Origin of the sequence: Paenibacillus sp. Soil724D2, assembly GCF_001427935.1 — a bacterium.
Lineage (GTDB): Bacteria > Bacillota > Bacilli > Paenibacillales > NBRC-103111 > Paenibacillus_E.
Genome location: NZ_LMRY01000001.1, coordinates 211,078 through 236,027, shown reverse-complemented (window position 1 = coordinate 236,027; position 24,950 = coordinate 211,078). Strand labels below are relative to the sequence as shown.

Sequence of the window (24,950 nt, the reverse complement as noted above, 5' to 3'; positions counted from 1 at the left end):
ATAATCTTTGTTTGTTTGGGGTGAAAAACACATGCAAATTCGTTTTAGAGAGCTATCTCTTAAAGGGCAGGCTCATATGACCGAAGAATTGACCTTGACTGATCCTTTTGAAGGACGTCAAGATATCCTTGGTCATGGTCCTGTACACGTCGATCTTCAAGCTGTGTACGAAGATGGAGCAGCAAAAGTTAACGGTACGTTAACGCTAGACTTGGAGTTAAGCTGTTCACGATGCTTATCGCACACTAACCAAACAATCGAACTTCCTTTTGAGGAAGTCTTCATGCAAAAACCAGAAGAAGAGGATCCGGATCTAGACGAGGATATTCATTTGGTGGTTGGAGATAAAGTCGATTTGGAGCCTTACGTTGTAGAAAATGTAGTGGTCGGTTTACCGTACATACCACTTTGTGACGAAGCGTGCAAAGGTCTCTGTCCCGTGTGCGGAGAGAATCGCAATCAACGCGATTGCGGCTGTAAGCAGGAGAAGATTGATCCTAGGCTTGCAGGTCTCGCGGACTTTTTTAACAAAGAATAAGGCATCATTGAAATTCGTATAAGGAGGTGTTTTGAATATGGCAGTACCTCAAAGAAGAACGTCCAAAACTCGTCGCGACAAGCGCCGTACTCACTTTAAATTGGAAGTTCCAGGCATGGTGAAATGTGAACAATGTGGAGAGCTGAAGCTAGCACACCGTGTGTGCAAGTCTTGCGGAACTTACAAAGGTAGAGAGATCGTAAAAGCATAAGATTGGACATAGTACTTCATCCTAGTGTGAGGTGCTATTTTTTTTGCTTTCTTTTTGGCTATAAATTTAATATACTACAGTTTAGTATCTGGTAATAAGATGAGATCTCACGAGATAAGGTGGTGCTCGCCATCGAACGCCTTCCTAAACGACAAAGGCAGCAGCAATTGCTTCAAGCCATTGAAGCTAATCCTTTTATGACAGACGAGGAACTGATGCGAACGTTTCAGGTCAGTATCCAAACCGTCCGCTTGGATCGGTTGGAACTCGGCATTCCTGAGCTGCGGGAACGAATGAAGCATATGGCGGTCAAAACGTACGATCATGTACGCTCACTGCCAATTGATGAAATTATTGGAGAAGTGATTGATTTACAGCTGGATCAAAGCGGTATCTCGATTTTTGAAATTAAAGAAGATCATGTTTTCTCAAGAACCAAAATTGCAAGAGGACATCATATTTTCTCGCAAGCGAACTCCCTGGCGGTTGCCGTCATCGACGATCCCATAGCTTTAACAGCTTCTGCAGACATACGTTTTATTCGTTCTGTAAAGCTCGGAGAGAAATGTATCGCCAAAGCCTATGTGCGTTCCGTTTCCAAAGGGAAAGCAAGAGTCGAGGTGTTTTCATATGTTGGCGATGAAACGGTTTTTCGAGGCAACTTTGTGATCTTTCATTCGAAGAAAGAGCAACATCTAGATAGGGAGGACAAGCTGCATGCGAATCGCGATTGATGCAATGGGCGGCGACAATGCTCCTAAAATCGTAGTCGAAGGTGCACTCGCAGCGGCCAAAGAATGGAAGGATGTTCATATCATTCTGGTCGGTAACAGCGCCGCGATTGAAGCGCATCTCACAGAAAGGCCAGCGAACTTAACTATCCATCACACGGAAGAAGTCATTGAAGCAGAGGATGAGCCCGTTAAGGCTGTTCGACGCAAAAAAGACGCTTCCATGGTGGTAGCAGGAAGGCTGGTACGTGAGAAGGAAGCAGAAGCCATGATTTCTGCAGGAAATACAGGTGCTCTGATGACGACTGGATTGCTAGTCGTAGGAAGAATTCCAGGGATCGAGCGTCCGGCACTAGCGCCTATGATTCCAACTATGGATGGAAACGGTGTTCTTGCGCTCGATCTGGGAGCAAATATGGATGCAACAGCCGAACAGCTGATTCAATACGCCATTATGGGCAGTATTTATCGCTCCAAAGTTCACGGTATTGCCAAGCCTCGTGTAGGCCTGCTGAATGTCGGTACAGAAGCGACCAAAGGGAATGAATTAACGAAAACGGCATATCCTTTAATGGAACAAGCCCCTATTCATTTTGTGGGGAATGTCGAATCTTCTCAAGTGCTTCGTGCCAAATGCGATGTCATCGTGTGCGATGGATTCGCTGGGAATATTATGCTGAAATCATTGGAAGGCGCTGCGTCTACGATTTTCTCAGCACTGAAACAAGAGTTCACCAAAACCATTTTTACTAAACTTGCAGCGGCTGTCTTGAAACCAGGACTTACACAATTCCGCAAAAAGTTGGATTATAACGAACATGGGGCGGCCCCGTTTTTGGGTATTGATGGATTAGTCCTAAAAAGCCATGGCTCCTCCGATGCGAATGCTATTAAGAATGCAGTTCGTCAAGCGAGAATTGCCTTGCAAAATGATTTGGTTGGCACGATATCTGCCGAAATTAGCCACGGGAAGAGAGATATAACAACATGAATTTAATACCAGTTGGGGTACTCGGAACGGGTAAATATGTACCAGAACGAATTTTAACAAATCAAGAATTGGAAACCATGGTCGAAACGAATGATGAGTGGATCGTGACCAGAACGGGTATACGTGAAAGAAGAATAGCCTCCGAAGTACAAGCTACGTCTGATCTTTGTTATGAAGCCGCACTGATTGCTCTGACTAATGCAGGGATTACGGCAGACCAACTTGATTTGATTATAGTAGCAACGATTACACCTGATATGGCATTCCCTTCAACGGCATGTATTCTCCAAGAGAAGCTGGGAGCCAAAAAAGCAGCAGCTTTTGACTTGTCAGCAGCTTGTTCAGGCTTTGTATATGGACTAGCTAATGCCTCTAACTTCATTGCCACAGGTACATATAAACATGCACTTATCATTGGCGCTGATTGCTTATCCAAAATTACTGACTATACAGACCGAAACACATGCATTCTTTTTGGCGATGGCGCTGGAGCCGTTGTTATTGGGGAAGTGCCTGAACATAGAGGTTTCAAATCGTTTGAGTTGGGTGCTGATGGTACAGGAGGTCCGCTCCTGAAAATTGAAGGTGGCGGGTCGCGTAATCCTTCCTCACAAACCTCCATTGACCAACGTTTGCACTACATCTATATGGCCGGAGCTGAAGTCTTCAAATTTGCCGTCCGAATCATGGGCAATGCCGCTGATGAAGTGCTGCGCAAAGCAGGCTGGGAAAAAACAGACATCGATCTGCTCGTACCGCACCAAGCCAATATGAGAATCATTCAAGCTTCACTAAATCGTCTAGAACTGACTGACGACAAATGTATGATCAACCTAGACAAATACGGTAACATGTCCGCGGCCTCTATCCCAGTAGCTCTTGCAGAGGCAGTTGAGCAGGGAAGATTGAACGAAGGCGACCGTCTTGTACTAGTCGGCTTCGGCGGCGGTCTTACTTGGGGCGCAGCTGCTTTGGTTTGGTAGTTCGTTACTGCCTGCACTATCCCCAAGGCTCAGGTGTTTAGAAAGAGACCATTCTTTTTTCTTTTCCACTGACCCGGGGTTACACTGGATAAAGTACGCGATCGATTGTAAGTCTTACAGATGATAAGAGTTTTCCGAGTGAGACTATTGGTGCTATCCCTAAGGCTCAAGCGTCTAGAAAAAGGCCATACTTTTCTTCTTTTCCACTGAACCCGATGGTTATGCAGGAAAATTGTACGATTGACGAAAAACTTTCAGCTGATAAAAGTTTTTTGTGTAAAGCTATTGGCGCTATCCCTAAGGCTCAGGTGTCTAGAATAGGACCATACTTTTCTTCTTTTGCACTGAACCCGGTGGTTACGCAGGAAGATTGCCGTTTGACTGCAAAACTTTCAGCAGATAAGAGTTTTCCGTGTAAAGCTATTGGCGCTATCCCTAAGGCTCAGGTATCTAGAAAAGGACTATTCTTTTCTTCTTTTGCACTGAACCCGATGGTTACGCAGGAAGATTGTCGTTTGACTGCAAAACTTTCAGCTGATAAGAGTTTTCCGTGTAAAGCTATTGGCGCTATCCCTAAGGCTCAGGTGTCTAGAAAAGGACTATTCTTTTCTTCTTTTCCACTGAAACCGTTGGTTACGCAGGAAGATTGACTGTAAGTTTTGCAATTGATATAAGTTTTCCAAGTGATGCTATTGACACTAACCATGAGGCTCAGTAAAGCAAAAGCCATCTGGTGATGCGGCAGCCTCAGTAAACAATTTGAGTGGGGACTGTTAGAGTTACTGAGGAACTGAAGAACTGAAGAACTGAAGAACTGAAGAACTGAAGAACTATGGAACTGAGGAACTGAGGAACTGAGGAACTGAGGAACTGAGCTAAGGGGATAGTGTCAATAAGGGGGATAGAAAAAAAGTCGCCCGTCAAAAAAATGGAATTTTAAGTAAAATTTATATTTAATTACTGAAAATTATCGTGGAAGGGGATCCTTTTCTCGTATGGGTAAAATAGCATTTGTATTTCCTGGTCAAGGCTCGCAGTCCGTGGGTATGGGACAAGATTTATACACGAATCATCCTGCTGCTAGAGCATATTTTGAGCGCGCTAACGAAGCGCTAGGCTTTTCTTTATCTGATCTGATCTTCCAAGGTCCAGAGGACCAATTGAAGATCACCTATCACACGCAGCCTGCACTGCTGACAACAAGCATCGCTTGTTTGGAAGCGTTCAAGGCTGCGGGCATTAAGCCAGACTATGTTGCCGGACATAGTCTCGGTGAATACAGCGCGCTGGTCGCAGCGGGCGTGCTCGCGTTCGAAGACGCGGTCCGCACGGTGCGGGCCCGCGGCGAGTACATGGAACAGGCCGTCCCTGGAGGCCTGGGTGCGATGGCAGCCGTGCTGGGAGCCGAGCGCGAAGCGCTTGCCGAGCTATGCGCGGCTATCACAAGCGGCGGCTCAGTCGTGGAGCTCGCCAATGTGAACTGCCCGGGACAGATCGTCGTCTCGGGCAGTAAAGAAGGTGTTGCAGCGGTTGTAGAACGCTGCAAAGAAGCCGGAGCGAAGCGTGCCATACCGCTCGAAGTGAGCGGGCCTTTTCATTCTTCACTCATGAAACCAGCCTCGCAGCGCCTCGCAGAGGTGCTCGCGTCGATCGAGATGAGGGATGCAGCCGTGCCCGTTGTGGCTAACGTAACGGCTCGTCCTGTCACGCAGCCTGGCGATATACGCGGGCTGCTCGTAGAGCAAGTGTACTCTCCAGTATTGTGGGAGGACACCATTGTTTATCTGATCGGCCAAGGCGTCGATACGTTTATTGAGCTTGGCTCGGGAACGGTTCTCGCCGGTCTGATCAAAAAGGTAGACAAAACGGTGAAGACCGTGTCAATCGGCAGCCTAGAAGCTTTGGAGAAGTATATGCAGGAGGTACACAATCATGTTAACGGGTAAGGTAGCACTGGTAACAGGGGCGTCTCGAGGTATTGGCCGAGCGATTGCTTTGCATTTGGCTGAACATGGGGCTGATGTTGTTGTGAACTATGCAGGAAGTGAAGCCGCTGCTGGAGAAGTTGTTGAGCAGATTGAAGCGATGGGACGTAAAGCGATTAAGCTGCGTGCCGACGTAAGCAGTTTTCAAGAGGCTGATGATTTAGTGAAGCAAACGCTAGAAACTTTTGGTAAAATTGATATTCTTGTGAATAATGCTGGCATAACAAGAGACAATTTAATCATGCGGATGAAGGAAGAAGAGTTCGATCAAGTCATCGCTACGAATCTCAAAGGTGTGTTTAACTGTGTAAAAGCCGTTACCCGCCCGATGATGAAACAGCGTTTCGGTCGAATTATTAATATATCTTCTGTAGTGGGTGTGCTCGGTAACCCGGGTCAGGCCAACTATGTAGCAGCAAAAGCAGGCGTTATTGGCTTAACCAAAGCGACTGCGAGAGAACTATCTTCTCGAGGCATTACGGTGAATGCTGTAGCGCCAGGTTTCATTGAAACCGATATGACGGACAAGTTGTCATCCGAGATGCGAGAGCAAATGTTGAAGCAAATTCCACTGGAGCGCCTTGGCCAACCTGAGGAAATTGCAAAGGTTGTTCGCTTCCTAGCATCGGACGATGCGTCCTACATGACAGGCCAAACACTTCATGTGGATGGCGGCATGTACATGTAAGTTTTACCAGAAAGAGAATCTCAAAATTGACTACTGGCAATCTGTCAGAGATTCTCGTATAATACCAAAGAGGAGGTGAACCGGATGTCCGACGTATTGGATCGTGTTAAACGAATTGTTGTCGATCGTCTAGGGGTTGATGAAGCTGAAGTCACCCTCGAAGCATCTTTCAAAGAAGATCTAGGTGCTGATTCTCTCGATGTAGTTGAATTAGTAATGGAATTAGAAGATGAGTTCGATTTAGAAATTTCCGATGAAGATGCTGAGAAGATTACGACTGTAGGAGAAGTTACGAATTACATAAAATCTCATACGTAATAGTCTACCGAGTCCCGTTTCTAATCAAGACGGGACTTTCTCTCCATTTTCAAACAATAAAAAATGATGCTCTACTACATAGAAGGTGGTACAAATGAACAGAGTTGTAATTACAGGTATGGGCGTAGTTACTGCCCTTGGTCAAGATTTAGAAACGTTTTGGGGCAATCTGACTTCTGGTAAATCCGGAATCAGTTTGATCGAGAATTTTGATGTAAGCGAGTATCCGACTCGTATTGCTGCTGAGGTTAAAGATTTTAATATTGAGAATTATGTCGATCGTAAGGATTCACGTCGGATGGACCGTTTCGTTCAATTCGCTGTAGCTGGTGCGATCAATGCGCTAAAAGACGCGAACTTGAATGTGAAGGAAGATACGGATCCTGAACGTGTGGGCGTATCGGTCGGATCAGGAATTGGCGGTTTGAATACGTGGGAAGAACAGCATAGAATTCTTTTGGAGAAGGGGCCGAAACGCGTATCTCCCTTCTTTATTCCGATGATGATTGCGAATATGGCGTCTGGACAAGTTTCAATGATTACAGGGGCAAAAGGACCGAACTCCACGGCTGTAACTGCCTGTGCAACAGGTACACACTCCATCGGTGATTCGTTCAAAATGATTCAACGTGGTGATGCCGACGTAATGATTTGCGGCGGTGCTGAGGCAACGATTACACCGATTGGTGTAGCAGGCTTTTGTGCTTTGCGTGCCATGTCAACTCGTAATGAAGAGCCTCACTTGGCTAGCCGCCCGTTTGATACAGACCGCGATGGTTTTGTCATGGGCGAAGGAGCTGGCGTGATGATTTTGGAATCGCTCGAACATGCGCAGAAGCGTGGGGCACGCATTTATGCCGAAGTGATTGGTTATGGGATGAGCGGTGATGCTTACCACATGACAGATCCAGATCCGGACGGGGCAGCACGTTGTATGGTCAAAGCGATTAAAGACGCAGGCATTAGCCCAGAGTCAATTTCATACATCAATGCTCATGGAACTTCTACGTCAGTAGGAGATAGGTCAGAAACTACGGCTATTAAGAAAGCTTTAGGCGAACACGCCTACAAAGTAGCTGTCAGCTCGACGAAATCAATGACGGGCCATTTGCTTGGCGCTGCAGGCGGTGTAGAAGCTGTTATCTGTGGTTTAACTATTTCTAATAGCTTGATTGCACCAACAATCAATTTGGTCAACCAAGACCCTGAGTGTGATTTGGATTATGTGCCAAACACAGCTCGTGAAGCAAAGGTAGACATTGCGATGTCGAACTCATTTGGCTTCGGTGGACATAATGCAACGATTATCTTGAAAAGGTTTGAAGCATAATTTGCCTTCCTACGAAGAAAGATAACGGAATATCATTCTCTCTGGGTGGTGAATAAAGGCAATGAACCGTGATATTAAAGAACTGCAGCAACGAATAGGGATTACATTTCGGAAAAAAGAGCTGCTTCAGCAAGCTTTTACCCATTCTTCTTATGTCAATGAGCACCGTATTGCTGGGCATAAAGATAACGAGCGTCTGGAGTTTCTTGGGGATGCTGTCCTTGAACTAACGGTTTCGGAATTCTTATATGATTCTTATCCAGGGCGTTCAGAAGGTGAATTGACGAAGCTCAGGGCGTCTATCGTTTGTGAGCCGTCACTCGTTACGTTCGCTGAAGATTTGGATTTCGGTGCTTTTGTATTACTCGGTAAAGGAGAGGAGTTAACCGGAGGGCGTTCACGCCCGGCGCTCCTTGCCGACGTTTTCGAGTCCTTTGTTGGAGCTTTATACCTTGATCAAGGCTTGGATATCGTAAAAGCTTTTCTCAAAAAGCACGTTTTCGCAAAAATCTCCAGTGAAGGTAAGCTGTTAATTATTGATTACAAGACTCTATTGCAGGAGCATACCCAACATCACAATATGGGTTCATTGGAATACCGCATTGTGAATGAAAGAGGGCCAGCTCATGAACGTGAGTTTGTAGCTGAAGTGCACATGGATGCCGACCTTCTGGGAACCGGAGCGGGACGTTCCAAGAAAGAAGCGGAACAGCAGGCTGCTGCTGGGGCCTTGTCGAAATTGAATGTGACCGTTCAGCGGTAATGCATATGGCTTAAAGGGGCGGCTGCGGCCGCCTTTTTGTTTTTTTCTCTTATTTTTATAAGGGATATGTTACAATAATTTCTGAGGTGAGACCATGTTTTTGAAACGGATTGAATTATCCGGGTTTAAGTCTTTCGCAGACCGTACGGAACTGGAATTTGTACGCGGTATTACCGCAGTTGTAGGTCCTAATGGCAGTGGAAAAAGTAATATTTCGGACGGTATCCGCTGGGTGTTAGGTGAGCAAAGTGCTAAGTCCTTGCGTGGCGGTAAAATGGAAGATGTTATTTTTGCAGGCAGTGATGCGCGCCGTGCAGTCAATTATGGGGAAGTCTCGCTGACGCTTGATAATACATCGCAATCGCTTCCACTTGACTTCAATGAAGTGACGGTTACTCGCAGAGTGCATCGCAGTGGGGAAAGTGAGTATTTAATTAATAAGCAGCCCTGCCGCCTGAAAGATATAACGGAATTGTTCATGGACACAGGGATAGGGAAAGAAGCTTATTCCATTATTGGACAAGGTCGTATTGAAGAAATTCTAAGTACGAAATCCGAAGATCGTCGAGGGATCTTTGAAGAAGCTTCGGGGATTGTTAAATATAAATCGCGTAAACGTGAAGCTGAAAAGAAATTGAGTGACACCGAGCAAAATTTGCTGCGGATTCACGACTTGGTTTCTGAGCTTGAGGATCAAATCGAACCGCTTCGCGAGCAGTCTGAGAAGGCGATTCGTTACAAAGAGCTTCGGGAGACGCTCAAAAGCAGTGAGATTGCTATGTATGTACATCAGATTGATCAGATTTACATTTCATGGAATGATTCGAAGCAGCTGCTAGAGAAGCTAGTCAAGGAACAAACAGAGCTTTCGACAATCGTAAATCAACATGATGCGCACTTGGAGAAGCATCGATGGGAAACTCGCAGGTTAGAGGAGGAGCTGGAAAAACTTCAAGAAAGTTTACTCCAACTGAGCGAAGATTTCGAGAAGTGCGAAGGGCATGGCGAAGTGCTCAAAGAGCGTAATAAGAATTACGTGGCTAATCATCAGCAGCTAAGCACTACTATCGCTCTGCAAGAGCAGCGTAAAATAGATAAAGAACATGAGCTGAGCCAGCAGCGTGAGAAAATCATTCAAATTGGCGCCCAGCTATTTGAGTTTCAAGCGAAACTGACCGCGGAAGAACAACGGTTACTTGGGGTTAACGGCGGTATCAGCTCCTCTCCTGAAGATCAGTTGAAGGGCGAATTGCTGGAAACACTGAACCGAATGGCTCAGGCGAGGAACGAGATTCGTTACGCTGAGCAGCAAACGGAAAGTATCGGTCGCCGTTTGGAAAGGCTTGATGAAGAACGTCAGAAGTGGGCGGAACAACGAGATAAGATTTCGATCCGTAAGCAAGAGTTGACGGCTAAATTGGAACAAACGGTTAGTGAAATTGAGAATGAACGACAAAGGTATGTGCAGTTAACCCAAAGCTTGAAAAGTAAGCAAGGGTTGCTCGATGAAGCACAAGGCATGGTCCGCAAATGGGAGCAGAAGCTTGATGCGTTGACCTCCCGCCGCGACACGATGAAAGAGATGGCCAACGATTATGATGGCTTCATGCAGGGTGTTAAAGAAGTTCTTAAAGCGAAGAGCCGTAAGGATTTGCGTGGTATTCGCGGGGCCGTAGCCGAACTTGTTAAGGTGCCTGCAGACGTTGAGATTGCGATTGAGACAGCGCTCGGCGGCGCCTTGCAAAATATCGTTGTCGAGACCGAAGCGGATGGGCGTGAAGCTATTGCCTTCTTGAAGCGCCGTCAAATGGGACGAGCTACGTTCCTGCCTATGAATGTTATACGCGGACGCTCAATTTCTGACAATGAGCTTAGTTCTTTGAAATCTTCTAAAGGTTTTGTCGGCCTTGCGGTTGATCTTGTCTCATTTGAGTCCACCTACCAGAACATCTTCTCAAGCCTGCTTGGGAACGTTGTTGTGGCACAGAGTCTAGAAGATGCGAATCATATTGCTGCTAAAGCGCAGTATCGCTATCGGGTTGTGACGCTGGAAGGTGACGTCGTGAACCCTGGTGGTTCGATGACAGGCGGAAGCTTGCAGAAGAAATCAACGAATCTGCTTGGACGTCAACGTCAAATTGAGGAGTTGGATCAGGAGATTAAAACTTCTGAGCAGCAGCTCAGCGGTTTACGCAGCCAATCTAGCGTGATGAAGCGCGAGATTACAGATGATATGATGACGATCGAACAGCTCCGTCAGCAGGGTGAGCAAAAACGTATCACCGAGCAGCAAATTCGAGCAGAATTGAATCCGCTTGAGTCTGAAAGCCGCACGGTTGAAGAACAACTAGCGCTGGATAGTCAAGATCGAGGTTCGCTGCTTGAAGAGCAGGCCGATCTTGGACGGATGAAAGTCGAGTCCGAAGCAGCTCTGGCTGAACTGCAGGAAGAAGAAGCTTCCTTACAGCAAGCGATTCGCGATGCCGAGCACTCCCGTAAAGCGAGTGAGTCGGAGAAGGAAGAACTGCAAAGCCAGTTGACGGATTTGAAAGTCAAGGTTGCCTCCATTTCGCAAGAGAAACAGTCACTCCAAGATCAACAACGACGACTGCAGCAGGATCTCGGCGAAGCTGAGCGGGAAATGGAAATGAACCGCGGTCTCCTTAAGCAGTTGGAGCAAGATATGGCAGCGCTTGATCAAGAGACTGTACTACAAGTTGAATTACTTAATGATCTCAAAATCAAGAAGCAGCAATGCTCAGAAAACATTGATTTCAAACGTGCTGAGCGAACGGATTGGTTACATAAGCTCGAGCAAGAAGAGAATGAGACCCGGACGCAACGTATCCAGCTGAAACAGGTTGAAGAGAGTTTGCATCAAACTGAAGTTCGTGTGACTCGATTGGATGTTGAGCTAGAAAACCTGCTGAAGAAGCTAGGGGAAGAATATGAGCTTAGCTATGAGTTAGCAAAAGAGCGCTATCCAATTCCTGAGGATATACAAGGTACACAGGGCAAAGTGCGTGAACTTAAACGCGAAATCGCTTCACTTGGTGATGTGAACCTCGGTGCTATTGACGAATATGCGCGGGTTTCTGAGCGCTATGAATTCTTAGACTCCCAGAAAAATGACTTGATCGAAGCGAAAACGACGCTTTATCAGGTCATCCGTGAAATGGATCAAGAAATGTCCAAACGATTTAAGACCACCTTTGATGCGATTCGCTCGCACTTTGGCGTCGTATTTGCTAAATTGTTTGGCGGTGGCCGTGCGGATTTGATTCTATCTGAGCCGGAGAATATGCTGGATACAGGTATTGAGATCGTTGCACAACCGCCTGGCAAAAAGCTCCAAAATCTTCAGCTTCTTTCCGGTGGGGAGCGCGCTCTCACAGCGATTGCGCTGCTGTTCTCGATCATCCGCGTTAAACCGGTTCCATTCTGCGTACTAGATGAGGTAGAAGCTGCTTTGGACGAAGCGAACGTATCTCGTTTTGCCGAATACTTGCGTGAGTTCTCTGAAATGACGCAATTTATCGTAGTTACGCACCGTAAGGGAACGATGGAGGAAGCCGATGTGCTGTATGGGGTAACGATGCAAGAGGGCGGTGTTTCCAAGCTCGTTTCCGTTCGTTTAGAGGATGAAGAAGCCGCAATGTCCGCATCATAATTAGGTTGAATGTTATTTTATTAGGAGGAACCATGAGCTTTTTCAAACGATTAAAGGAAAGTATTTCCAACAAGGCCGAAGCGGTCACGAATAAGTTCAAAGAAGGATTAACGAAAACAAGAGACGCCTTCGTCGATCGTGTGGATGATTTATTTAGCCGCCGCAAGAAGATAGATGAAGATTTTTATGAGGAGCTTGAAGAAATTCTAATTGGCGCTGATGTAGGTGTGAATACAGTGCTTAAGCTAATCGATCAGCTTCGTGCTGAAGTAAAAAAACGCAAAATTGAAGATCCCGCGGAGCTTCAACCGATCCTTTCCGAAAAGTTGATTGAGCTATTAAAAGGTGACGCTGATGCAGGACTGAAGTTAAATCCAAATGGATTATCCGTCATTTTGTTTGTTGGTGTGAATGGCGTTGGGAAGACAACGACAATCGGTAAAATGGCACACATGTTTAAATCTCAAGGAAAAAAAGTGTTAATGGCTGCAGGAGATACATTTCGTGCCGGTGCAATTGAGCAGTTGGAAACTTGGGGCGAGCGTGTGGGTGTGGATGTGATTAAACAGCATTCAGGCTCCGATCCTGCCGCCGTCATGTTTGATGCGGTGCAGGCAGCGAAAACGCGTGGTGTAGACATCTTATTGTGCGATACAGCAGGTCGTTTGCAAAATAAAGTGAATCTGATGGAGGAACTGAATAAGATCTATCGCGTTATCCAGCGTGAAGTTCCAGATGCTCCTCATGAGGTTATTCTCGTTTTAGATGCTACGACGGGACAAAATGCACTCAGCCAAGCCAAGCTTTTCGGTGATAAAACAGGTCTTACGGGGTTGGTGCTTTCCAAGCTTGACGGTACGGCCAAAGGCGGTATCGTTGTTGCGATCCGCCAGGAGTTATCACTTCCTGTGAAGTTCGTTGGCCTTGGTGAGAAAATGGATGATCTTCAGCCTTTTGATTCCGAGCAATTCGTACATGCCCTCTTTGGCAAATGGATTAGCGAGCAAAAAGAAGATAATGCTTAATAAATGGTTCTTGTTGCGTGAAAAATTCTCCCCAGCCTTTAGTCGGTTAGAGGAGGATTTTTTTGTTCTTTAACTGACAAGGTCAAATGCTTGACATTCATCTCGGAATTCAGTATGATAGGTTCTGTTGTGCTGCTGTCAAGTGTGCAACCTTTACGGAGGTGGATCATGTCTATCGATCAAATGCTTGAGAAAACGAATCGCGTTAACTTGCTATTTGATTTCTATGAACCGCTGTTGACCGATAAACAGAGAACGTTCCTCCAACTGTATTTTCATGATGATTACTCACTCGGAGAAATCGCTGAGAATTTTGAAATAAGCCGCCAGGCGGTTTATGAACATATTAAACGTGCAGAGTCAACTCTTCAGGATTATGAAAGCAAACTGCAACTGGTACATAAGCACGAACAACGCATGAAGCTGCGTGCGGAATTGGTTCAGGTGCTTGAAGTTTGCGAACCAGAGCTAAAGAGGAAAACGACGGAGCTTTTTGATACAATAGTAGGGATCGATTAAAACATAGAAAGTCCAGAAGCAGGAGGTGAAGCGCATGGCATTTGAAGGATTGGCAAGCCGGTTACAGAACGTTTTCGGTAAGCTGAGAAGCAAAGGTAAGCTGACGGAAGAAGATGTAGGCGAAGCGCTTCGCGAAGTACGATTGGCGCTGCTTGAAGCGGACGTTAACTTTAAAGTAGTCAAAGACTTTATTGCTAAAGTGAAGGAACAATCCATCGGACAAGAAGTATTGAAATCCTTCACACCAGGCATGGTCGTAATCGATATCGTGAACAAAGAGCTAACCGCACTTATGGGCGGTACACAAAGTAAGTTAGTTCGTTCGAATCGACCGCCAACGATCATCATGATGGCAGGCTTGCAAGGGGCAGGTAAGACAACAACCTCTGGAAAGCTAGCGAAAATGCTCCTTAAACAAAACCATAGACCGCTTCTTGTAGCCTGTGACATTTATCGTCCAGCTGCGATCAAACAGCTGCAGGTTCTTGGAGAACAGCTCAATGTTCCGGTATTTTCACTTGGGGATCAAGTGAATCCTGTTGATATTGCTAAAGCAGGACTTCAGCATGCCAAAGATAACGGTAATGATTATGTCATTATCGATACCGCAGGTCGTTTGCACATTGATGAAAATCTGATGGACGAGCTGAAAAATGTTCGAACTGCTGTTGAACCGGATGAAATTTTGCTCGTTGTCGATGCGATGACCGGGCAGGATGCAGTCAATGTTGCAGAAAGCTTCCATCAACAGCTTGAACTTACGGGTGTTGTACTGACCAAGCTGGATGGCGATACCCGCGGTGGTGCGGCCTTATCGGTTAAAGCTGTTACAGGTTGCCCAATTAAGTTCGTGGCTAGCGGCGAGAAAATGGATGCTCTAGAACCATTCTTCCCTGATCGTATGGCCTCAAGAATTCTTGGTATGGGCGATATGCTTTCCTTGATTGAGAAGGCGCAAGCCGGTATCGACATGGACAAGGCGAAAGAGATGGAGCGCAAAATGCGCAACGCCGAATTCACCTTCGAGGATTTCCTTGATCAAATGGAGCAAGTGAAGAAGATGGGACCACTGGATCAAATTCTTGAAATGCTGCCAGGAGCTAATAAGATTAAGGGCATGAAAGATATGAAGGTTGACGACAAACAAATGGCACGTGTTGAAGCTATTGTGAAGTCGATGACCACCGAAGAGAAACGCAAGCCTGAACTTCTCAATGCGAACCGTCGCAAACGGATTGCTCAAGGCAGCGGCAACTCGGTGCAAGAGGTCAACCGTTTCATCAAGCAGTTTGATGATATGCGCAAAATGATGAAGCAATTTTCCGGCATGATGGGACCTAAAGGTGCCAAAGGAATGAAGAAGCTAGGCAAGGGATTTAAATTCCCCTTTTAAATAAGCATTTTATTCTAAGTAGGAGGTGATTTTTCATGGCAGTACGTATTCGTCTTAAACGTGTAGGCGCTCATAAAGCTCCTTTTTACCGTGTAGTGGTTTCGGATTCCCGTTCCCCGCGTGATGGTCGTTTTATCGAAGAAATCGGTACTTATAACCCAATTGCTGAACCAGCAGCTGTAACTCTTGATGAGGAGAAAGCGCTGAAATGGCTTCAAACTGGCGCTCAACCGTCCGATACAGTTCGCAGCCTGTTCTCAAAAGCAGGTCTGATGACTAAGTTTCACGAGCTGAAATTACAGAAGTAATCTGTTATCTTTCTTTCGGAGGGTGGGTTCATGAAGGATCTTATCACCGTTATTGCTAAGGCTCTTGTCGATCATCCGGAAGAAGTGCGTGTCGCTGTGGTGGAGAAAGATGACAAGATCGAGTACAGGCTTTCTGTCCACCCCGACGATGTCGGTAAAGTGATTGGTAAGCAAGGCAAGATTGCAAAGTCGCTCCGCACAGTTGTCACGTCGGCAGCAGTGAAAGAGACGAAACGGGTAGCCGTTGAAATCGTTTCATAAGAAACTAGGTTAGGATTTAGTTCCTAACCTTTTTCTTGTATGGTTTTGAAGGTAAATTAATGTGGAGGTTGGGCAAGCGCATATGAGCGAAAAACTTGTGATAGTTGGTCGAATTGTGAATAGCCATGGTATTCGTGGAGAACTAAAAGTGGTTCCGGAAACTGATTTTCCCGAACGTTTTGATAAAGGAAACGCATTGATTATTGTAGATTCTCAAAATAAGCAAACGCCGGTGACGGTGCAAACCTCCCGCTTACATAAAAATATGTTTATCTTGCAGTTTGACCAATTTTCTAATATTAATGAAGTTGAGAAATTCAAAGGCTCGCTTCTCAAGATTGAAGCTAAGGATCAACAGCCTCTTGAAGAGGGAGAATATTATTACCACGAGATCATTGGCTGTAAGGTCGTTACGGAAGAAGGCAAGGAGTTAGGGCTTGTTTCTGAGGTGTTGACACCGGGAGCTAATGACGTATGGGTTGTTTCTTTGCCGAAAGGCAAACAGTTGCTGCTTCCAGTTATCGATGATGTGATACTCGATGTGGATATTGCCAACAAAACGATTCGTATTCATCTGATGGAAGGATTAATGGAATGAGAATCGATGTTTTGACCCTATTTCCGGAAATGTTCGATGGCGTGTTTTCGTCCAGCATTTTAGGGAAAGCGCGTGACAAAGGAATTGTTGCTCTCAACACGGTTAATTTTCGAGATTATTCCAATAATAAGCATAACACAGTAGATGATTATCCATACGGTGGCGGTGGAGGGATGGTTTTAAAGCCAGAGCCGATATTTGCTGCTGTTGAGAATCTGCCCATACATCAAGAAGATGGACAAGACTCGTTGAAGCCGCGAGTGATTCTCATGTGTCCACAAGGGGAGACGTTCACGCAAAAGAAAGCGGAGGAGCTGTCTAATGAACAGCATCTCGTGTTTATTTGTGGTCATTATGAAGGCTATGATGAGCGCATTAGGCAGTATCTAGTGACGGATGAGCTGTCCATCGGTGATTACGTATTAACTGGCGGCGAGTTACCCGCTATGGTCGTTATAGACAGCGTAGTGAGGCTGCTGCCGGGTGTGCTCGGCAATGAGATGTCAGCGGTGACAGATTCATTTTCCACAGGCTTGCTAGAGTATCCCCACTATACGAGGCCTGCTAAGTTTAGAGACTGGGACGTTCCGGAGATGCTGTTATCAGGGCATCATGAAAATGTGAAACGTTGGCGCCGCAAGGAGTCTCTGTTCCGTACACTAGAACGCCGTCCTGATTTGCTTGAAGGAAGAGAACTATCCAAAGAAGAAAAAGCTTGGGTGGTTGAATGGAAAGGGCGGAAGCAAGAGGAGTAAGCCCCCAAAAACTTCTCTATTGAATTTCTTTCCTGTCTATGATATTATATATTCTGTTGTGAATTTTTCAACAGTTCGAGTCTGGTGGTCCTCTACGCATAACAACTAAGAACGACTATGCCAATAAGCGGAATGAACACCTGTGTGGAAGGAGGGAGTCAACTATGAATCTTATTCAAGAGATTACGAAAGAGCAACTCCGTACGGATATTCCTAATTTCCGTCCAGGAGACACACTTAAAGTACACGTAAAAGTTATCGAGGGTACACGTGAGCGTATTCAGCTGTTCGAAGGTGTTGTTATTAAACGCCACGGCGGTGGAATCAGCGAAACGTTTACAGTTCGTAAAATTTCTTACGGTGTGGGTGTGGAAAGAACTTTCCCATTCCATTCTCCGAAGATTGACAAGATTGAAGTGGCTCGCCGTGGTAAAGTTCGTCGTGCGAAACTTTATTATCTGCGTGGTCTTCGTGGTAAAGCAGCAAGAATTAAAGAAATTCGATAAGAAAACGGGGGGCTTGTTCAGGCAAGTCTCCTTTTCATTTTCATGGTACATAATAGATATAAACCAAAACTGGAAAAGAGGCAATCAGTGATGGAACACAATAATCAAGAACAGCCTTACATAGAGCCGGATAAAACTACAGAAACGACTCCCGTTAAAACAGCGAAAAGCGAAACATGGGAATGGATTAAAGCGTTAGTGATCGCGGGTGTGCTCGTGATTATCATTCGTTGGTTCCTATTCTCTCCTTTTATTGTAGATGGAGATTCCATGCGTCCGAATTTTTTCACAGGTGAACGACTCATCGTCAATAAAATTGTTTATGATATTCGCTCACCCAAACGCGGAGAAGTTATTGTTTTCCATGCACCGGAAGGTAAGGATTACATTAAACGGGTAATTGCTCTTCCAGGTGAGACCGTAAAGGTTACAGGTGACAAAGTGTTCATTAATGGTCAAGAGATTGATCAGCCTTACATCAAGGATGCGATTGAGCAGGCGAAAAAAGAAGGACATGCCTATAATACGTTATCCGATTTTCAAGAGAAAAAAGTGCCAGATGGTGAAATATTCGCAATGGGAGATAACCGCGGTAACTCCAAAGACAGCCGAGCGATTGGCTTCATACCTTACAACAAAATTGTAGGCCGTGCGGAAGTCATTTTTTGGCCAGTGAGCAAAATTAGTTTCATACATTTTTGAGGTGAAGAAGAATGACCATTCAATGGTTTCCCGGTCACATGACCAAGGCTCGAAGACAGATTGAAGAAAAGCTTAAGCTGATTGATGTTGTGATCGAGCTCTTGGATGCCCGCATACCGCTCTCCAGTCGGAACCCGATGGTTGATGAGATTTTGAAAGATAAACCGCGATTGGTGCTACTCAATAAGAATGACCTGGCAGATCCTCAGGTGACAGCAGATTGGGTTAAGTATTTTGCTGATCAGGGCCTACCATCATTGCCGATTGATGCAGCAACCGGAACGCACGTCAAAGAAATTTTGCCGCGAGTTAAGCAGCTTTGGGCACATAAAATTGAACGTCAGATTAGCAAAGGGATTAATCCCCGTGCCGTAAGGGCGCTCATTGTAGGTATCCCGAACGTTGGGAAATCGACGCTGATTAATCAGCTGGCAGGTAAGAAGATTGCAGCAACCGGAGATAAGCCTGGTGTTACGAAGGGGCAGCAATGGATTAAAGTTGGAACCGAAATGGACTTGCTTGATACGCCAGGTATTTTGTGGCCAAAATTCGAAGACCAAATGGTTGGGATGAGATTGGCAGCAACGGGCGCCATTAAAGAAGAGCTGCTGCATTTAGACGAGATTGCACTCTTTGTCGTTAAATACATGGTTCAGAATTATGGGGCTGGTATTCAAGAACGATTTGGGGTTCAAGATCTTCCTGAGGATTTGGACGACATACAAGAAATGGTCAAAGTCATGGAAGCTATCGGTCGTAAGCGTGGAGCGATTGTGAGCGGGGGAAAAGTGGATTTGGACAAAGCCTCTTTAATCATTATTCGTGAGCTTAGGGCAGGCAAGATGGGACGCATTTCTTTGGAGAAGCCCTTAGATAAAAGGTAGTTAGGTTAGTTATTAATGAAGGAAACGGTCACTTTTGGACTCAGCTGATCAAGCGGGTCGGGGGTGGCTTTTTCTTTTTTGCTAATAGAATGTGAAAAAAATGGGTGTGGCTTGATTAAACACGAATCCTTTATAATGAGGAGATGGAAAGGGGCGAAAGCCATTGCTAGAGCATGAAAAACAACTTTGGGAACAAGGTTTTACTCTAATCGCGGGTATTGATGAGGTAGGCAGAGGCTGTTTATTTGGGGATGTAGTCGCGGCCGCGGTTATACTTCCGATGGGATATGTGCTGGAGGGTGTGGACGACTCCAAGAAGCTTTCTGAAAAGAAGCGAGATATCTTCTATGATCAGATCATGACTGAGGCTATAGCTGTTGGTGTAGGCATTGTGGACGTGGATAGAATTGAAGCGATTAATATAAAACAGGCGGCCAGGCTTGCTATGAAGCAAGCAGTGGAACAGTTAAACATAGCACCTGATTTTCTTCTTGTGGATGCGGAGAACATTGATATGGACATACAACAATCCGCAATCATTCATGGAGATGCACTTAGTCAATCTATTGCGGCCGCATCGATTATTGCGAAGGTTACTCGAGATCGTATGTGTTTGGATTGGGATGAGAAGTTTCCCGAATATGGACTTGCTATACATAAAGGATATGCAACAAAGCACCATAGAGAAATGCTGTTGCGCTATGGTCCTACACCGCTGCATCGGAAATTATTTATACGTAAAGTGATGGCGCAATTGGAAGAGAAAGAGATTGTGCTCGAGTCTGAACAGTTGGAATTAGATCTCATTTAACTTCTTATTGTAACGAAAAGGCAACTAGCCGCCGATAATATACATAAGTGTTTAGGAAGATTTGAGGTGAGCGCCATGAATATTAGTGGTTTAATTCGCAGTTTAGTCGGTGATTTAACAGCATCTGAAAGTAAGGTGCTTGAATTAAAAGTGGGTCAAATTGTTAAAGGTGTCGTGCTTCAGTTGCTCAGTGACCAAGAAGCATTGATTAATATTGGCGGTGTGCAGGTGCGGGCCAAGTTGGAAACACCCCTTAAGCAAGGGGATGTTACGATGCTGCAAGTGCAGCCGGAATCTAGTGGGGGTCAAATCCTGCTCAAGCCACTAACGGCGTCAGATGTACAAATTGCGGATGATTCGCTCAGTGAGCTGTTAAAGGCATTCACGATTAAAGATACGGCTGGAAATCGTCAAATGGTACAGCAGATGCAGCAGGAAGGTGTGCCAGTATCAAAGGAGAATGTGAAAGCTTTTGAGGCTGTAAAGCGCAGCGTGCCTGAGGGAGTTAGTAAGGATGAATGGGCACAGGCAGCTGTACTTGCCTATAAAAAGGGATTACCGCTCACAGAGGCGACTGTGGGGGCTTTGAGACAGGTTACCACAGGGCCATCTGTCGGTATGGTGCTGGAGCAGCTAGAGCAGCAGGCCACTGCTTTGCTTGAACAAGATCCGGCTCACCCGGCGGCTGATACCGCGAAGCAGGTGGTAACGCTGCTCAAGGAGCTGCGGGCTTCCGCCGCAGCTGTGTGGCCTGCGCGGCTGCCGGAGGCGTCGGCCGCAACTGTTGGTGCTGCGCCAGCTGCTCCGCAGGCTGGCGGTAGTGCTATGGCGGCTCCCGCAGGGTCGCCGCCTGTGGCTTCTGGCAGCGCGCCTGCGGCCGCTGCCGTTACGGCTCCGCCCGCTGCAGCTGCTGCGGGCGCGGAACTTCCCGCGCCAGCTGCGCCGCGCGCGGAGACCGCTTCCGCCGCCTCGGCGCAGCCGGCGGCGGGGCCTCAGGCGGCCCGCGCAGCGGTGGCGGCCTCGCCAGAGGCTCAGGCGCGAAGCGCTGAGCCTGCAAAAGGCGAACCGCCCGCGGCGGGTTCGCAGGTACAACCAGAGCCGCCTGCGAAGCAGAAGGCGGCGGCAACGACAGAGGCGCATAATAGCGCGCCTCAAGAGGTCGAGGCTGATCCAGAGCCAAACTGGATCAGCCGCATGCTCAAAGCCGTAGGCGTAGAGCACGAGTCTCATCTAGCGGCGAAGCTAGATGAGCGCGCAGACGCTATCCTACGGGTACGCAACAACACAGACGATCAGCTTCCTAATCTGATCGCCACAGGATCTCAGCAGGACGACTCCGTCAAGCCTGCTGCTGATTCATTGAAGAGTCTGCTGCTGCAGCTTACAGCCTCTGATGACACACCAGCGCCGCTCAAAGAGGCGGCGCAGCAAGCCATTGGGCAAATTACAGGGCAACAGCTCATGTTGACTGGCGACAAGAGTTCTATGTTTGCACATATGACATTGTTTGTCCCCTTCATGGATGGCACTGGCCAGCAATCTGCCGCCATTCACATCCAATCCCGCAAAGGAAAGCGCGGGGAAGTAGACGCGAGCAATTGCCGATTACTGTTCGACCTGCAAATGAAAGTAATGGGCAATACTTTGCTCGATGTGCACGTCGTTAATAAAATCGTTTCTTTGAACATCCACAATGATCATCCTGCATTAGCTCCTTTAATGGAGGAGTCCAAAGAAGAAATAACAGCAGCCATGAATAAAGCTGGTTATCAATTTTTCTCATTAAAATGCTCGCCATATCCGCTGCCGCCTGTTGTGGAGAATGAAGCTTCCAAGCAAGGGCCATCTGATGGTAGAGTAGATCTTCGAGCGCTCTATCAGCCAAAAGCCTACAAAGGGGTGGATTTCCGAGCATGACTAAGCATAGGAATGCATCCGAGGAGTCGCAACCGACTCCTCTTAAGAAGGCCGTAGCGCTACGCTACTCACCTGAAGCGCAGAAAGCCCCAACCCTCATTGCGAAAGGGAAAGGGCATATGGCCGAAGCCATTCTTCAGAAAGCCAAGGAGAATGGGATCCCCATTCAAGAGGATTCCTCATTGGTTGAAGTGCTGTCTAAGCTGGAGTTGGATCAAGAAATCCCCCCGGAACTTTATCAATTGGTCGCTGAGGTATTAAGTTTTATCTATCGTTCAGATAACCGAATGAGATCGTCGAGGAATAATGGATGACGGAACTTCGTAAAGATGACCGGAAGCAGTTGGGGAAGCTTGGCGAAGAGTTGGCTGAAGCGTTTCTTTGTGAGCGTGGTTACCGAATTGTGGAACGTAATTGGCGCTGTCGTACTGGCGAGCTTGATATTATTGCAGAGAAAGCCAATAAGTTAATTTTTGTTGAGGTCAGAACAAGGCGCCCTTCAGGGCGTTTTGGCTCAGCCAAAGAATCCGTCGATTATCGCAAGCAGTTGAAAGTCAAAGAGACAGCACAATTTTACTTGCATCGATTTCAAAAATATGAACAGTCCATTCAATTTGATGTGATCACTGTAGAACTATCCATGACTGGAGCAGCACCTCAAATTGAACACATACAAGGAGCGTTTTGACTATCGTTTGTCGAGAAGACAACGAGTCAAAACGCTCTTTTTTGAGTAATAACATAATTGGATTGATTATTGTGGGAGCGCCATACTTCAGATTTCAATCTCTTCAATCCGCTGTTTTTTATCCAGATTACGATATTGGATCGCCTCTGCCAGATGCTGTGGCTGGATGCTGTCACATTCCTCAAGATCAGCGATGGTCAGGGCTAACCTCAGGATGCGATCATGGGCTCTTGCACTAAGTCCCAAAGCTTCAAAAGAGGCACTAAGCAGTTGATCACCTTCTGGTGTTAGATGACAAATTTGTCTCATTCGCTTACCGCTCAATTCATTATTGTATTGGATGCCAGATCCTGCATAGCGTTGTTGTTGTCTTTGATGTGCGCGCATAACTTGTATTAGCATTTCTTTTGAAGACAAGTGATTCGTTCGTTCCTTGAGTTGTGTGTAACTTGGTTTAGGTACTTCGACATGAAGATCGATGCGATCAAGCAGAGGGCCTGATATTTTAGAGCGATAATGAACAATTTTTGCTGGACTGCAAATGCAAGCATTAGCTTCAGTTTCGGCTCCATAATACCCGCAAGGACATGGATTCATAGCGGCAGCCAATATAAAGTGAGAGGGGAATGTGTAAACCGCTCTTGCTCTTGCAATTGTAACATGACGGTCCTCAAGGGGCTGTCTAAGTACTTCGAGGGCAGTTCGCGTGAATTCAGGCAGTTCATCTAGAAAAAGAATGCCGCGATGGGATAAGCTAACTTCTCCAGGTTTGGGAATTGTTCCGCCACCGACAAGTCCGGCAGCTGAAATCGTATGATGCGGGGCTCTAAAAGATCTTGTTCGCATGAGAGACGAGCGATCAATAAGCTTTCCTGAGGCACTGTATATCTTCGTGACTTCTAAAGCTTCTTTGTCAGACATAGGCGGCAAAATCGAGGGCATGCGCTTTACAAGCATCGTTTTCCCCGTTCCGGGAGGACCGATTAAAAGAATATTATGCATCCCGGCCGCAGCGATCATCATGGCACGCTTCACTTGGTGCTGTCCGTTGACATCGGCATAATCTTCGACAAAGTTGTGTTCATCGGCAGAAATTGTCGAAAGTTCACTACGTTCATAATTAATGCCATTAAATATATATTCATGTTGGGATTGGTTGTTCCATGACTTGAAATCAGAGAGGTTAGTTATCGCGCACACCTCAATACCTTCTATTAAAGCAGCTTCAGGAGCATTCGCGAGGGGAAGGCAGACGCGTTTAATTCCTAGCTTTTTCGCGGCATGCGCCATAGAAAGAACACCCGGAATGGGGCGAAGAGAACCATCCAAAGCAAGTTCACCTAGAAACAAAGTGTGCAGAAAGCTGTCCATTGGCACTTGACCGGTTGTAATCAAAATTCCTATCGCAATGGCTAAATCAAAGGATGAGCCCTCTTTGCGTAAATCTGCTGGTGCGAGATTGACCGTAATCCGATCCATGGGAAATGTGTACCCACAATTTTTGATGGAGGAGCGCACTCTTTCAACGGATTCCCGAATAGCCGAATCGGGGAGACCAACCAAGTTAATTTGGGGTAAGCCACTTGAGATATCAACCTCTACTTCGATCGTTTGTCCTTCTATTCCCTGCAAGCAAGCGCTCATGACTTTGCCATACATGAAAAAAACACCTTCCTCTCCATAGTTACGCAGCCGTTTCGAGCTGTCATAAAGTGGGATAAAAGGTGCTTCCTTATTGATCCGTTTTATACTTTGTCCTAATTGTATACGATAATGGTAAAATTACGCAATCCGGAAATGATCACCGCGTACGTTTTAAAAATGCACGGCTTGCACATACTGGAACTAGAGGTGATGATATGCAGGAGAAACCGTATTTTTGTCCCAATTGTCGTTCTAATCGAATCAAGTTCAGTGTAATCACTAGTTACTCTCAGTCCTTTTTGAAGGACGCTTTATCAGGAAATATTACAGAATTCAAGGATCCTGACGCAATACCAGAGCCAGAACCTACGATTCAATGCTTGGTGTGCAGTTTCACGGGTAATGAGCTTCGCTTCATTAAACAGGCGGAGCGTGAACCGCGGATGAATACACCAACAACGCCGCATTATTAAAAAAGTCGAAACTAGACGTATTTTTCAGCTTATTGAAAATGCGTCTTTTTTTATGTTGAAAGTGATAGCTAAAGTTTTTCAGGCTGAAAGGAAAGTTTGAACGCATTAACGAAAAAAATAAGGAAACTGTCGAAAATTAGTGATACAATGGTTAGGGCTTGTGAAGAAGTGTGATACTAATTCCGGCAGCAAGATTTATTTCGTGCACTACACAAATAGGAAATTACACTTTTTCCATGTATAGCACGTTTAGAAAGT

The 24,950-nt window shown here is 46.1% G+C and carries 28 protein-coding genes; 27 read left to right on the top strand and 1 reads right to left on the bottom strand.

From position 1 onward, the window contains the following. Window positions 1–31: 31 nt before the first annotated feature. The 26 genes from ASG85_RS01155 (at window position 32) to ASG85_RS01030 (ending at window position 22,575) form a co-directional block, all read left to right on the top strand. Window positions 32–538, top strand: coding sequence for a YceD family protein (locus ASG85_RS01155; RefSeq protein WP_057301646.1), 507 nt, complete (start codon window positions 32–34; stop codon window positions 536–538). A gap of 37 nt (window positions 539–575) precedes the next feature. Continuing rightward, complete coding sequence (gene rpmF / locus ASG85_RS01150; RefSeq protein WP_029195321.1) at window positions 576–749, top strand: 50S ribosomal protein L32; 174 nt, start codon at window positions 576–578, stop codon at window positions 747–749. Between the two features lie 119 nt (window positions 750–868). After that, window positions 869–1,483 carry a transcription factor FapR gene (gene fapR / locus ASG85_RS01145; RefSeq protein ID WP_047672754.1) on the top strand — a complete coding sequence of 205 codons (615 nt, stop codon included), beginning with the start codon at window positions 869–871 and terminating at the stop codon, window positions 1,481–1,483. Then, a complete protein-coding gene (gene plsX / locus ASG85_RS01140; RefSeq protein ID WP_057301645.1) occupies window positions 1,467–2,471 on the top strand; it encodes a phosphate acyltransferase PlsX in 1,005 nt (334 codons plus the stop codon). Before fapR ends, plsX begins: the two co-directional genes overlap by 17 nt. Then, window positions 2,468–3,454, top strand: coding sequence for a beta-ketoacyl-ACP synthase III (locus ASG85_RS01135; protein ID WP_057301644.1), 987 nt, complete (start codon window positions 2,468–2,470; stop codon window positions 3,452–3,454). The genes plsX and ASG85_RS01135 overlap by 4 nt, the downstream gene beginning before the upstream one ends. Before the next feature lie 377 nt (window positions 3,455–3,831). After that, a complete protein-coding gene (locus tag ASG85_RS38575; RefSeq protein ID WP_057301643.1) occupies window positions 3,832–4,104 on the top strand; it encodes a hypothetical protein in 273 nt (90 codons plus the stop codon). Between the two features lie 345 nt (window positions 4,105–4,449). After that, a complete protein-coding gene (fabD, locus tag ASG85_RS01125) occupies window positions 4,450–5,400 on the top strand; it encodes an ACP S-malonyltransferase (RefSeq protein WP_060645145.1) in 951 nt (316 codons plus the stop codon). After that, window positions 5,387–6,127 carry a 3-oxoacyl-[acyl-carrier-protein] reductase gene (fabG, locus tag ASG85_RS01120; RefSeq protein WP_057301641.1) on the top strand — a complete coding sequence of 247 codons (741 nt, stop codon included), beginning with the start codon at window positions 5,387–5,389 and terminating at the stop codon, window positions 6,125–6,127. Before fabD ends, fabG begins: the two co-directional genes overlap by 14 nt. Before the next feature lie 84 nt (window positions 6,128–6,211). Beyond that, a complete protein-coding gene (gene acpP / locus ASG85_RS01115) occupies window positions 6,212–6,445 on the top strand; it encodes an acyl carrier protein (RefSeq protein ID WP_028558238.1) in 234 nt (77 codons plus the stop codon). Window positions 6,446–6,539: 94 nt separating this feature from the next. Continuing rightward, window positions 6,540–7,775, top strand: a complete 1,236-nt coding sequence (gene fabF / locus ASG85_RS01110) for a beta-ketoacyl-ACP synthase II (RefSeq protein ID WP_057301640.1) — start codon at window positions 6,540–6,542, stop codon at window positions 7,773–7,775. A gap of 61 nt (window positions 7,776–7,836) precedes the next feature. Then, complete coding sequence (gene rnc, locus ASG85_RS01105) at window positions 7,837–8,538, top strand: ribonuclease III (RefSeq protein ID WP_057301639.1); 702 nt, start codon at window positions 7,837–7,839, stop codon at window positions 8,536–8,538. 94 nt (window positions 8,539–8,632) lie between these two features. Continuing rightward, a complete protein-coding gene (gene smc, locus ASG85_RS01100) occupies window positions 8,633–12,208 on the top strand; it encodes a chromosome segregation protein SMC (protein ID WP_060645144.1) in 3,576 nt (1,191 codons plus the stop codon). A gap of 32 nt (window positions 12,209–12,240) precedes the next feature. Then, window positions 12,241–13,233, top strand: coding sequence for a signal recognition particle-docking protein FtsY (gene ftsY, locus ASG85_RS01095; protein WP_060645143.1), 993 nt, complete (start codon window positions 12,241–12,243; stop codon window positions 13,231–13,233). A 168-nt stretch (window positions 13,234–13,401) separates the two neighbouring features. Continuing rightward, a complete protein-coding gene (locus ASG85_RS01090; protein WP_057301636.1) occupies window positions 13,402–13,752 on the top strand; it encodes a putative DNA-binding protein in 351 nt (116 codons plus the stop codon). A 34-nt stretch (window positions 13,753–13,786) separates the two neighbouring features. Next, window positions 13,787–15,145, top strand: a complete 1,359-nt coding sequence (gene ffh / locus ASG85_RS01085) for a signal recognition particle protein (RefSeq protein WP_057301635.1) — start codon at window positions 13,787–13,789, stop codon at window positions 15,143–15,145. 35 nt (window positions 15,146–15,180) lie between these two features. Then, window positions 15,181–15,453, top strand: coding sequence for a 30S ribosomal protein S16 (rpsP, locus tag ASG85_RS01080; RefSeq protein WP_029195333.1), 273 nt, complete (start codon window positions 15,181–15,183; stop codon window positions 15,451–15,453). Between the two features lie 30 nt (window positions 15,454–15,483). Beyond that, the gene (locus ASG85_RS01075; protein WP_047672782.1) at window positions 15,484–15,714 is read left to right on the top strand and encodes a KH domain-containing protein; all 231 of its coding nucleotides are present in this window, start codon (window positions 15,484–15,486) and stop codon (window positions 15,712–15,714) included. 82 nt (window positions 15,715–15,796) lie between these two features. Then, the gene (rimM, locus tag ASG85_RS01070; RefSeq protein WP_060645142.1) at window positions 15,797–16,312 is read left to right on the top strand and encodes a ribosome maturation factor RimM; all 516 of its coding nucleotides are present in this window, start codon (window positions 15,797–15,799) and stop codon (window positions 16,310–16,312) included. Next, the gene (trmD, locus tag ASG85_RS01065) at window positions 16,309–17,067 is read left to right on the top strand and encodes a tRNA (guanosine(37)-N1)-methyltransferase TrmD (protein ID WP_060645141.1); all 759 of its coding nucleotides are present in this window, start codon (window positions 16,309–16,311) and stop codon (window positions 17,065–17,067) included. The genes rimM and trmD overlap by 4 nt, the downstream gene beginning before the upstream one ends. A gap of 164 nt (window positions 17,068–17,231) precedes the next feature. After that, window positions 17,232–17,573, top strand: a complete 342-nt coding sequence (gene rplS / locus ASG85_RS01060) for a 50S ribosomal protein L19 (protein ID WP_028558249.1) — start codon at window positions 17,232–17,234, stop codon at window positions 17,571–17,573. Between the two features lie 90 nt (window positions 17,574–17,663). Next, window positions 17,664–18,275 carry a signal peptidase I gene (lepB, locus tag ASG85_RS01055; protein WP_060645140.1) on the top strand — a complete coding sequence of 204 codons (612 nt, stop codon included), beginning with the start codon at window positions 17,664–17,666 and terminating at the stop codon, window positions 18,273–18,275. Between the two features lie 11 nt (window positions 18,276–18,286). Next, entirely contained in the window at window positions 18,287–19,159 is an 873-nt protein-coding gene (ylqF, locus tag ASG85_RS01050) for a ribosome biogenesis GTPase YlqF (protein ID WP_060645139.1), read from the top strand. A 163-nt stretch (window positions 19,160–19,322) separates the two neighbouring features. Continuing rightward, window positions 19,323–19,970, top strand: a complete 648-nt coding sequence (locus ASG85_RS01045; RefSeq protein WP_063860112.1) for a ribonuclease HII — start codon at window positions 19,323–19,325, stop codon at window positions 19,968–19,970. A gap of 66 nt (window positions 19,971–20,036) precedes the next feature. Then, window positions 20,037–21,887, top strand: a complete 1,851-nt coding sequence (locus tag ASG85_RS01040; RefSeq protein WP_060645138.1) for a hypothetical protein — start codon at window positions 20,037–20,039, stop codon at window positions 21,885–21,887. Next, complete coding sequence (locus ASG85_RS01035; protein ID WP_060645137.1) at window positions 21,884–22,201, top strand: EscU/YscU/HrcU family type III secretion system export apparatus switch protein; 318 nt, start codon at window positions 21,884–21,886, stop codon at window positions 22,199–22,201. The genes ASG85_RS01040 and ASG85_RS01035 overlap by 4 nt, the downstream gene beginning before the upstream one ends. After that, window positions 22,198–22,575, top strand: coding sequence for a YraN family protein (locus ASG85_RS01030; RefSeq protein WP_060645136.1), 378 nt, complete (start codon window positions 22,198–22,200; stop codon window positions 22,573–22,575). The genes ASG85_RS01035 and ASG85_RS01030 overlap by 4 nt, the downstream gene beginning before the upstream one ends. A gap of 87 nt (window positions 22,576–22,662) precedes the next feature. Here the strand turns inward: ASG85_RS01030 and ASG85_RS01025 are convergent, their stop codons facing one another. Then, the gene (locus ASG85_RS01025; RefSeq protein WP_060645135.1) at window positions 22,663–24,234 is read right to left on the bottom strand and encodes a YifB family Mg chelatase-like AAA ATPase; all 1,572 of its coding nucleotides are present in this window, start codon (window positions 24,232–24,234) and stop codon (window positions 22,663–22,665) included. Between the two features lie 200 nt (window positions 24,235–24,434). Between ASG85_RS01025 and ASG85_RS01020 the strand changes: the two genes are divergently transcribed. Beyond that, a complete protein-coding gene (locus tag ASG85_RS01020) occupies window positions 24,435–24,692 on the top strand; it encodes a hypothetical protein (RefSeq protein ID WP_056832931.1) in 258 nt (85 codons plus the stop codon). The last annotated feature ends 258 nt before the right edge of the window (window positions 24,693–24,950 follow it).

What these genes read in the sequence shown, in the direction of transcription:
- ASG85_RS01155 (WP_057301646.1), top strand. Translation starts at nt 32, where the DNA reads ATGCAAATTCGTTTTAGAGAGCTATCTCTTAAAGGGCAGGCTCATATG.
- rpmF (WP_029195321.1), top strand. Translation starts at nt 576, where the DNA reads ATGGCAGTACCTCAAAGAAGAACGTCCAAAACTCGTCGCGACAAGCGC.
- plsX (WP_057301645.1), top strand. Translation starts at nt 1,467, where the DNA reads ATGCGAATCGCGATTGATGCAATGGGCGGCGACAATGCTCCTAAAATC.
- ASG85_RS01135 (WP_057301644.1), top strand. Translation starts at nt 2,468, where the DNA reads ATGAATTTAATACCAGTTGGGGTACTCGGAACGGGTAAATATGTACCA.
- fabD (WP_060645145.1), top strand. Translation starts at nt 4,450, where the DNA reads ATGGGTAAAATAGCATTTGTATTTCCTGGTCAAGGCTCGCAGTCCGTG.
- fabG (WP_057301641.1), top strand. Translation starts at nt 5,387, where the DNA reads ATGTTAACGGGTAAGGTAGCACTGGTAACAGGGGCGTCTCGAGGTATT.
- acpP (WP_028558238.1), top strand. Translation starts at nt 6,212, where the DNA reads ATGTCCGACGTATTGGATCGTGTTAAACGAATTGTTGTCGATCGTCTA.
- fabF (WP_057301640.1), top strand. Translation starts at nt 6,540, where the DNA reads ATGAACAGAGTTGTAATTACAGGTATGGGCGTAGTTACTGCCCTTGGT.
- rnc (WP_057301639.1), top strand. Translation starts at nt 7,837, where the DNA reads ATGAACCGTGATATTAAAGAACTGCAGCAACGAATAGGGATTACATTT.
- smc (WP_060645144.1), top strand. Translation starts at nt 8,633, where the DNA reads ATGTTTTTGAAACGGATTGAATTATCCGGGTTTAAGTCTTTCGCAGAC.
- ftsY (WP_060645143.1), top strand. Translation starts at nt 12,241, where the DNA reads ATGAGCTTTTTCAAACGATTAAAGGAAAGTATTTCCAACAAGGCCGAA.
- ASG85_RS01090 (WP_057301636.1), top strand. Translation starts at nt 13,402, where the DNA reads ATGTCTATCGATCAAATGCTTGAGAAAACGAATCGCGTTAACTTGCTA.
- ffh (WP_057301635.1), top strand. Translation starts at nt 13,787, where the DNA reads ATGGCATTTGAAGGATTGGCAAGCCGGTTACAGAACGTTTTCGGTAAG.
- rpsP (WP_029195333.1), top strand. Translation starts at nt 15,181, where the DNA reads ATGGCAGTACGTATTCGTCTTAAACGTGTAGGCGCTCATAAAGCTCCT.
- ASG85_RS01075 (WP_047672782.1), top strand. Translation starts at nt 15,484, where the DNA reads ATGAAGGATCTTATCACCGTTATTGCTAAGGCTCTTGTCGATCATCCG.
- rimM (WP_060645142.1), top strand. Translation starts at nt 15,797, where the DNA reads ATGAGCGAAAAACTTGTGATAGTTGGTCGAATTGTGAATAGCCATGGT.
- trmD (WP_060645141.1), top strand. Translation starts at nt 16,309, where the DNA reads ATGAGAATCGATGTTTTGACCCTATTTCCGGAAATGTTCGATGGCGTG.
- rplS (WP_028558249.1), top strand. Translation starts at nt 17,232, where the DNA reads ATGAATCTTATTCAAGAGATTACGAAAGAGCAACTCCGTACGGATATT.
- lepB (WP_060645140.1), top strand. Translation starts at nt 17,664, where the DNA reads ATGGAACACAATAATCAAGAACAGCCTTACATAGAGCCGGATAAAACT.
- ylqF (WP_060645139.1), top strand. Translation starts at nt 18,287, where the DNA reads ATGACCATTCAATGGTTTCCCGGTCACATGACCAAGGCTCGAAGACAG.
- ASG85_RS01035 (WP_060645137.1), top strand. Translation starts at nt 21,884, where the DNA reads ATGACTAAGCATAGGAATGCATCCGAGGAGTCGCAACCGACTCCTCTT.
- ASG85_RS01030 (WP_060645136.1), top strand. Translation starts at nt 22,198, where the DNA reads ATGACGGAACTTCGTAAAGATGACCGGAAGCAGTTGGGGAAGCTTGGC.
- ASG85_RS01025 (WP_060645135.1), bottom strand. Translation starts at nt 24,234, where the DNA reads ATGTATGGCAAAGTCATGAGCGCTTGCTTGCAGGGAATAGAAGGACAA.
- ASG85_RS01020 (WP_056832931.1), top strand. Translation starts at nt 24,435, where the DNA reads ATGCAGGAGAAACCGTATTTTTGTCCCAATTGTCGTTCTAATCGAATC.